The following is a 6,247-nucleotide window of genomic DNA, read 5'->3' as shown; positions in this document are numbered from 1 at the left end:
GTCAATTAAGCCAAGATTTTTCTGATCAACTGACTAATGGCATTTTTGTTACTGAGCAAATTATTAGTACTGGCGGGGTTAAGTACGCTTGTTATTATTTTGTGTGTGGCGCTTTATGTGATTTACAGCAATGTACGTAAGAGCCGAGTAAGAAAGTCAAAAGAATATAATGTGTTATTTGATAAAGACACCATCATTGATGATCTTATTGCTCAACTTAGCGAGAAAAACCAAACCCAAGAAAACCAGGAAAAAACAATTAAAGGCAAACAAGAGATCCTTGCAACATTTATAGATTTGCATCGATCGGGTAGCTTTTGTGCGCACTTAAGCGAACAAGAAATTACTTATTTTGTTAAAAAGAAATTAAACATGGAGAGTACTAAAAATGGATAGCGAGCAACAAGCCGTCGCAGAGGCAAAAAATACATCATTTATGGCACGTTTTGGCCGTCGTAATGTAATTTTATTAACGTCAGTTGTTGTGGTGTTAGCAGTGATTGCAACATTAACATCGCAGGTTATTTCATGGAATGAAGCCGATGAACGGCTTGTTCACCAATCAGCTTTTACTGGTAATTTAACGGTAATAAACCAAGCTGGTCCTTACTTAAAAGCATTTGGCACCACATCAGCCTATAAAAAAGTTATCTCGATTAACTTTACCGGTGATAGCAGTGCAACAGCCAGTGCCATTGTACCACTCATTCCTATTCGATTTTTAGATACGACAACTGGTGGCGCCAGAGGTGTATCACGTTTTAGATTACCAGGTAATGTACCTGCAAGTGAGTCGGGCGCTTTACGTGGATTATTAAAAATTCATGAAGAATTTGGTTCCCAAGAAACTCTCATCTCTAACCTTTTAATGCGTGCCACTACAGAAAATGTAAAAGCGTCTGCACGTATGATGTCGGTTGAGCAACACTACTCAGGTGGTAATGGTCAATTAAGCCAAGATTTTTCTGATCAACTGACTAATGGCATTTTTGTTACTGAGCAAATTATTAGTACTGGCGAGCGTGACAAGTCTGACGATTTAAGCAATTTAAGTAAGCAACAACGCGTTACCATTAATATTAAGAAAGATGCTGAAGGTAAGCCGCTGCGTAATGCACCTATTTTAGGCTCTTACGGTATAACGGTGGTTGATGCGAGTATTATTGATATTGATTACGAAAATAAGGTAAATGCGCGCTTAGAGGCGCAAAAGCAAGCTGCAGCAGATGAAGCCCTTGCAAGACAAAATCTTAAAAAGGCAGAGCAACAAGCACGTACTGAAGTGGCATTAGGCGAACAAGCGATTGCAAAGCAAAGAGCTGAGTCTGAAAAGCTAAAAATTAAAGAGCAAATTGATGCAGAGCGAATAAAAGCCAATGCAATTATTTCTGCACAACAGCGTGTTGCAGTAAAGGCTGAGCTTGCAAAAGAGCAAGAAGAAATCTTAAAACAGCAACGCTTAGAGGCATTAGGCATGGATGTATTAGCTGAAGCACGTTTACGCGCAAAGTCAGCAGCACTTGATCCTAAATATGTGTTTGATGAAACACTCAAAGCGGAAGTTAAAATTCAAACGGCTTTATTTAATAGCCTAGGTAACAGCCGCTTAGTGCCTGAAATTGTTATAGGTGCGGGTCAAGGCGAACAAAACAACGGCTCTGAATTTATGCGTTTGTTGGCTGCAGATGCGGCATTGAGTCTTAAAAAGCGTTTAGAAAAAGAGAAAAAATAACCTTTAAAAATCATTATCAAGCCCTAGCTTTAATTGCTAGGGCTTTTTTTGTGGTATCGCTTTTAAACGGTGAGTTTAAAATTTAGGGCACAAAGCGTGGCTAAAGCCTTTTTCGGTTAGCAAAAAAGCGGCGCTTGGCGTCGAAAATATATATTCTTCATGAAGAAGAAACGCGATTGTTCCTTTTATTTGCTCACCTTGATGATCTGAGGCATCGCTAATTAATTGTTCAGGATCTAACTGGCTTGGAGTTGGAAAGTTATTATAAAGATGCTTAAAAATTAACGTAGCAATCGTGTTAAAGGTATCGTTATTTTTCATTTTTCAGAGCCTTAATTTATATGTGCAGCAGTAAACTGGCTGACTTAAATATGATTTTTCAAATAATAACACATTAAAATAGGTGCGTGATGACTCTGCTTTTTTAAGCTTTAATTTTGCAAGCTACTGCTTTCATTTATAAAAGTGATGAGCAATTGTCATACTTATCCTGCTTAAGTAGTTTGTGTGTTGCTGGTGTGTTGCGCAAAATCATAAAGTGTAATTGAAGAGTTGTAAAAATACGTTATCATTGTAAAACAACATGTAAAATCAAGCAGGTACTTAGCTCACGCTGACCAAGTTCGAGTTAATAATATCAACAAGGCAAGCAAGGACAAATTATGACACCTATGAAACCTTTAGCACTGGCAGTGGCTATGGTTGTTTTTTCACATCAGGCACATGCAGATACAGATCTTGATAAAGTTAAGCAGCAATTAAGCAGCTTACAAAAACAAGTGGAAATGCTGCAAAAGCAACTTGCAAAAGCAGAGCAAAAAAGTGAAAAATCAATCGAGCGCACCATTGAAGAGAAAGAAGATATAGCTGAAGTTAAAGTAGCTAAACATGAACACAAGCCTCAGGGAATTAAAATTGGCGGTGCTGTTCGAACCAACTACAGCCATACTTCGTATGATGACGATAATAAAAATCGCGGCGGCGATTTTGACTTTGATATTTTTCGCTTAAATTTCTCAGGCGACGTTGGTGATGTAAAGTTAAACGCTGAAATTCGCTTTTTTGATTATATGACCGCTGTTAAATACGCTTATGCAGCTTACGATTTTGCTGATGATTGGCAAGTTCAAGCAGGTATTACCAAGGTTCCTTTTGGTAACTGGCCATACAACTCACATAACTACTTTTTCAGCACTAACTATTATGTTGGCCTTGAAGACGACCACGATTTAGGGGTGTTATTTAAGCGTAAGATTGCTGATAACTGGCAGCTTGATTTGGGCTTTTTCAAAAATGATGAATTAGGTGGTGTTGATGGTTATGTAGATAACCGTAGCGATCGCTATTCTTACGACATTGTTGGCTTTAGAGAAGCGGGAGATGGTGTTTATGCCGAGCCAACTAATGCTATAGGCGAGTATAATACGTTCTCAGGCCGTTACGGCTACCACCTAGAACATGAAGGTGGTAAAACTGAAATAGGTGTGTCGGCACTTGCTGGTGGCTTGCATGACGGTGTTGACCGCGCAGGTGACTACAACGCGTGGGCATTACATTTAAACAGTAATATGGGCCCTTGGAACTTACAACTTCAACACGGTGAATATAACTACGATATTGATAACGTAAACCGTATTGCTGTGGGCGCTTACTCGTTTTACGACAGCATGGCGGCAGAGGCAACAATGTCGAGTGCAAACGTAGCATACAGTGTACCGGTACAATGGGGCGCGGTAACAAACTTACAGTTTTACAACGACTATAGTGCAATTTACGACAAATCAGACAACAGCAGAGATACGTGGATGAACGTAACCGGCTTCTCGGTAGCTGCTGGTGGTTTATTTACTTACTTTGACTTAGTTCATGGTAAAAATATGCCATTTGTTGGTGGTTCATTAGCGGGCGATAGCAGCGAAACTGAGCGTCGCTTCAACATTAATATTGGCTATTACTTCTAAATCAATATTCAAAGCACACGCCTAGACATTGGCGTGTGCTTATGTTGTTTTAAAAAATATTTTTACTCTACCTATTTAGCATCTACAAATTGATAAATCTTTAATCAACTTCTAGTATAAAAGTTCAAATGGAATAAAATAAATAATCCATATAGCTTAGCTGGAGGCTAGACATCGATGATTGTAGTTAATGAGCAGGTGTTATCTGATGTAAACAAAAACTTTGTTATCCCACCAAAACCACAAATCTTAAATGATCTTGAAATATTAGCATCTGCACAGGAGCCCTCGCTCTCAGACGCCGCAGAAATCATCGCTAAAGATGTTGCTATTGCATCAGCTATTCTAAAGATAGTTAATTCACCTGCTTATGGCTTAGTTCGTAGTGTGTCAAATATTAAACAGGCCATTATGTTTTTAGGGTGGAATGGCATTGAAGCTTTAGTACCTAGCTTAAAGCTAAAGCAAATGTTCGCCCAAAAAGAATGTTGCATTAGTTTGGAGCGTTTTTGGGATACCGCATCAGAAATTGCTGATGTAAATATGATTATTGGGCAACGTATAAAAAACAATGTTCCCGTTGAGTACTTGTATACGCTGGGTCTATTTCATGATTGTGGCATTGTGCCTATGGCAATTAAATTCGATAATTACGTGAGTGCTTTACATACTTCAAATAATACCCATAAAGAAAGCTTGATAGATATAGAAGAGCGCTTATATGGAACTAATCATGCCACTGTGGGTTACTATTTAGCGACCAGCTGGCATTTACCTGTAGATATTTGCCAGCTTATTTTACGTCATCACGATTTGAGTATGCTAAGTGATATAACTGGAAGTAATCAACAATTGTGTTACAGCGTTTTAAAAATGTCTGAAAATTTGGTTAATAGTGTTTTACGCGGTGACACCACTAAAGATTGGGATGACATAGAAAAACAAGTTTTAGCAACATTAAATATGTCAGAAGACGATTATATTGATGTGCAAGAAGAGGTGATTGATTTTTTGAACTGTTAGACGTTTTTAGCAGCTTAAAGTCTATAGGTTAGTTTTTTTCACTTATTGGTTTGTTTTTAATCGTTTGTCGGGATTAAGTAAACACTCTAAAGTTTAGTTGTCGGCAACAAGCACGACTAACCAAATAGGAAATTAATCATGAAACGCTCACTTATCAAAACCATCGCTCTTGGCTCTTTATTAACTTGCTCAGCTGCTGTAATGGCTGATCAAAGTGATTACAAGTTAATGGTTATTGAAGAAGCTAAAACAGCTCCTCAAGAATTCGAAGTTGCATTTAACGATTGTGCATTAAATGTAAAATCAAAAAATTACAGCCAAGCTGAAGAAATTTGCTCAAAAGCAATTACTTTATTACAGCAAAGCACTGGCCCTCGCTTTAAAGTACGTGAGCTTACGTCATTTGCTTTAAGTAACCGTGGTGTAGGACGTTTAATGGCTAAAAATGAAACAGCTGCATTATCAGACTTTTACGAAGCACAACAAATGTCTGGTAACGAGTTAGTGTCGCACAACTTAACGCGCGCTAAGCAAGACCTCGCACTGTAATATCTATTACCGATTCAAAAAGCCCATGCTGTTTTAGCATGGGCTTTTGCGTTTTTAGGGTTAAACACTAGTTAGGATTATTTAGCATAATTTGGGTCAACTGTTTTAGCCCTTTACCTTTGTTAGTTATTTTCCATGCAAGGTATAAGTCTTGAGGTGGACGTGGTTCGGTAAGCTCCACAACATGCAGTTTGTTAGCTTTAACATACTCAGCAATAAGGTTCTCAGGTAAATAACCAATGCCAATAGCGGATAAAATAGCGGTCATTTTTTGGCTTACAGAACTTACATAAAAACGTTGATTACCTTCGATTAAGTTAGCTGACCACGGAATACTTTGTTTTGCTGAATCATGCACTATAACCGTGGTGTATTGACCAAGTTCGCTGGGTTTAACGGGGCTTTTTACTTGTGCTAACGGGTGGCTAGGGTGAACCACTAATACATTTTGAATATCGGCTATTTTTACCGCTCTGATCCCCTTTTGATTAGGTACAGGCGCCGGTGCGCCAATCACTAAGTCAACGTCATCCTCAATTAAAGCCTCCCAAGTGCCATTAAGTACTTCCTCTTTAATGTCTATCTCGATATTTTTATGCTCATTTAAAAATAGCTGTAGATTTTTGAATACGTCACTTATGTCAAAAATAGAGTCATAGGCAATACGTATCCGTGGCTCCCAGCCATTAGCTATGGTTTGTGTTTGCTCAGATAAATTATTTATAGCATTGAGTACCTTACGCCCCTCGCTTAGTAAATGTTTACCTGCGGGGGTCAAAACCGCTCTCCGACCTTGACGTTGAAACAAGGTTACATTTAATTGCTCTTCAAGTTTATTAACAATATACGACAAGGCTGAGGGTACTTTATTAAGTTGCTCTGCAGCGGCTGCGTAACTGCCACGATGCTCAATGGCGTCTAATACCAATAAAGCTTCTATGCTTATAGGAGGTGTATTCATTATCATACCAAATATCAACTG

Annotated in this window: 7 protein-coding genes; 5 read left to right on the top strand and 2 right to left on the bottom strand. The window is 38.5% G+C overall.

Annotation, left to right across the window (positions count from 1 at the left end; genetic code table 11):
- The first annotated feature begins 36 nt into the window (after nucleotides 1-36).
- Together QL989_RS01910 and QL989_RS01905 are read left to right on the top strand one after the other, a co-directional pair.
- A complete protein-coding gene (locus tag QL989_RS01910; RefSeq protein WP_290167776.1) occupies nucleotides 37-396 on the top strand; it encodes a methanolan biosynthesis protein EpsI in 360 nt (119 codons plus the stop codon).
- Entirely contained in the window at nucleotides 389-1,732 is a 1,344-nt protein-coding gene (locus tag QL989_RS01905; protein WP_138607424.1) for an SPFH domain-containing protein, read from the top strand. The genes QL989_RS01910 and QL989_RS01905 overlap by 8 nt, the downstream gene beginning before the upstream one ends.
- A 75-nt stretch (nucleotides 1,733-1,807) precedes the next feature.
- On the opposite strand, the gene QL989_RS01900 is transcribed toward QL989_RS01905, so the two are convergent.
- Nucleotides 1,808-2,053, bottom strand: coding sequence for a hypothetical protein (locus tag QL989_RS01900; RefSeq protein WP_054201077.1), 246 nt, complete (start codon nucleotides 2,051-2,053; stop codon nucleotides 1,808-1,810).
- A gap of 341 nt (nucleotides 2,054-2,394) precedes the next feature.
- On the opposite strand from QL989_RS01900, the gene QL989_RS01895 reads away from it, so the two are divergent.
- The 3 genes from QL989_RS01895 (at nucleotide 2,395) to QL989_RS01885 (ending at nucleotide 5,265) form a co-directional block, all read left to right on the top strand.
- A complete protein-coding gene (locus tag QL989_RS01895) occupies nucleotides 2,395-3,693 on the top strand; it encodes a porin (RefSeq protein WP_198523290.1) in 1,299 nt (432 codons plus the stop codon).
- Between the two features lie 177 nt (nucleotides 3,694-3,870).
- Nucleotides 3,871-4,716 carry an HDOD domain-containing protein gene (locus tag QL989_RS01890; RefSeq protein ID WP_178956195.1) on the top strand — a complete coding sequence of 282 codons (846 nt, stop codon included), beginning with the start codon at nucleotides 3,871-3,873 and terminating at the stop codon, nucleotides 4,714-4,716.
- Between the two features lie 138 nt (nucleotides 4,717-4,854).
- Complete coding sequence (locus QL989_RS01885; RefSeq protein WP_010390302.1) at nucleotides 4,855-5,265, top strand: hypothetical protein; 411 nt, start codon at nucleotides 4,855-4,857, stop codon at nucleotides 5,263-5,265.
- A gap of 67 nt (nucleotides 5,266-5,332) precedes the next feature.
- Here the strand turns inward: QL989_RS01885 and QL989_RS01880 are convergent, their stop codons facing one another.
- A complete protein-coding gene (locus tag QL989_RS01880; protein WP_138607418.1) occupies nucleotides 5,333-6,226 on the bottom strand; it encodes a LysR substrate-binding domain-containing protein in 894 nt (297 codons plus the stop codon).
- Between the last annotated feature and the right edge of the window lie 21 nt (nucleotides 6,227-6,247).

Origin of the sequence: Pseudoalteromonas sp. APC 3224 (genome assembly GCF_030407535.1) — a bacterium.
Lineage (GTDB): Bacteria > Pseudomonadota > Gammaproteobacteria > Enterobacterales > Alteromonadaceae > Pseudoalteromonas.
The sequence above is the reverse complement of the archived record's forward strand: the minus strand, read 5'-3'. Positions and strand labels throughout refer to the sequence as shown.

What these genes read in the sequence shown, in the direction of transcription:
- QL989_RS01910 (WP_290167776.1), top strand. Translation starts at nt 37, where the DNA reads ATGGCATTTTTGTTACTGAGCAAATTATTAGTACTGGCGGGGTTAAGT.
- QL989_RS01890 (WP_178956195.1), top strand. Translation starts at nt 3,871, where the DNA reads ATGATTGTAGTTAATGAGCAGGTGTTATCTGATGTAAACAAAAACTTT.
- QL989_RS01885 (WP_010390302.1), top strand. Translation starts at nt 4,855, where the DNA reads ATGAAACGCTCACTTATCAAAACCATCGCTCTTGGCTCTTTATTAACT.
- QL989_RS01880 (WP_138607418.1), bottom strand. Translation starts at nt 6,226, where the DNA reads ATGAATACACCTCCTATAAGCATAGAAGCTTTATTGGTATTAGACGCC.
- QL989_RS01895 (WP_198523290.1), top strand. Translation starts at nt 2,395, where the DNA reads ATGACACCTATGAAACCTTTAGCACTGGCAGTGGCTATGGTTGTTTTT.
- QL989_RS01905 (WP_138607424.1), top strand. Translation starts at nt 389, where the DNA reads ATGGATAGCGAGCAACAAGCCGTCGCAGAGGCAAAAAATACATCATTT.
- QL989_RS01900 (WP_054201077.1), bottom strand. Translation starts at nt 2,053, where the DNA reads ATGAAAAATAACGATACCTTTAACACGATTGCTACGTTAATTTTTAAG.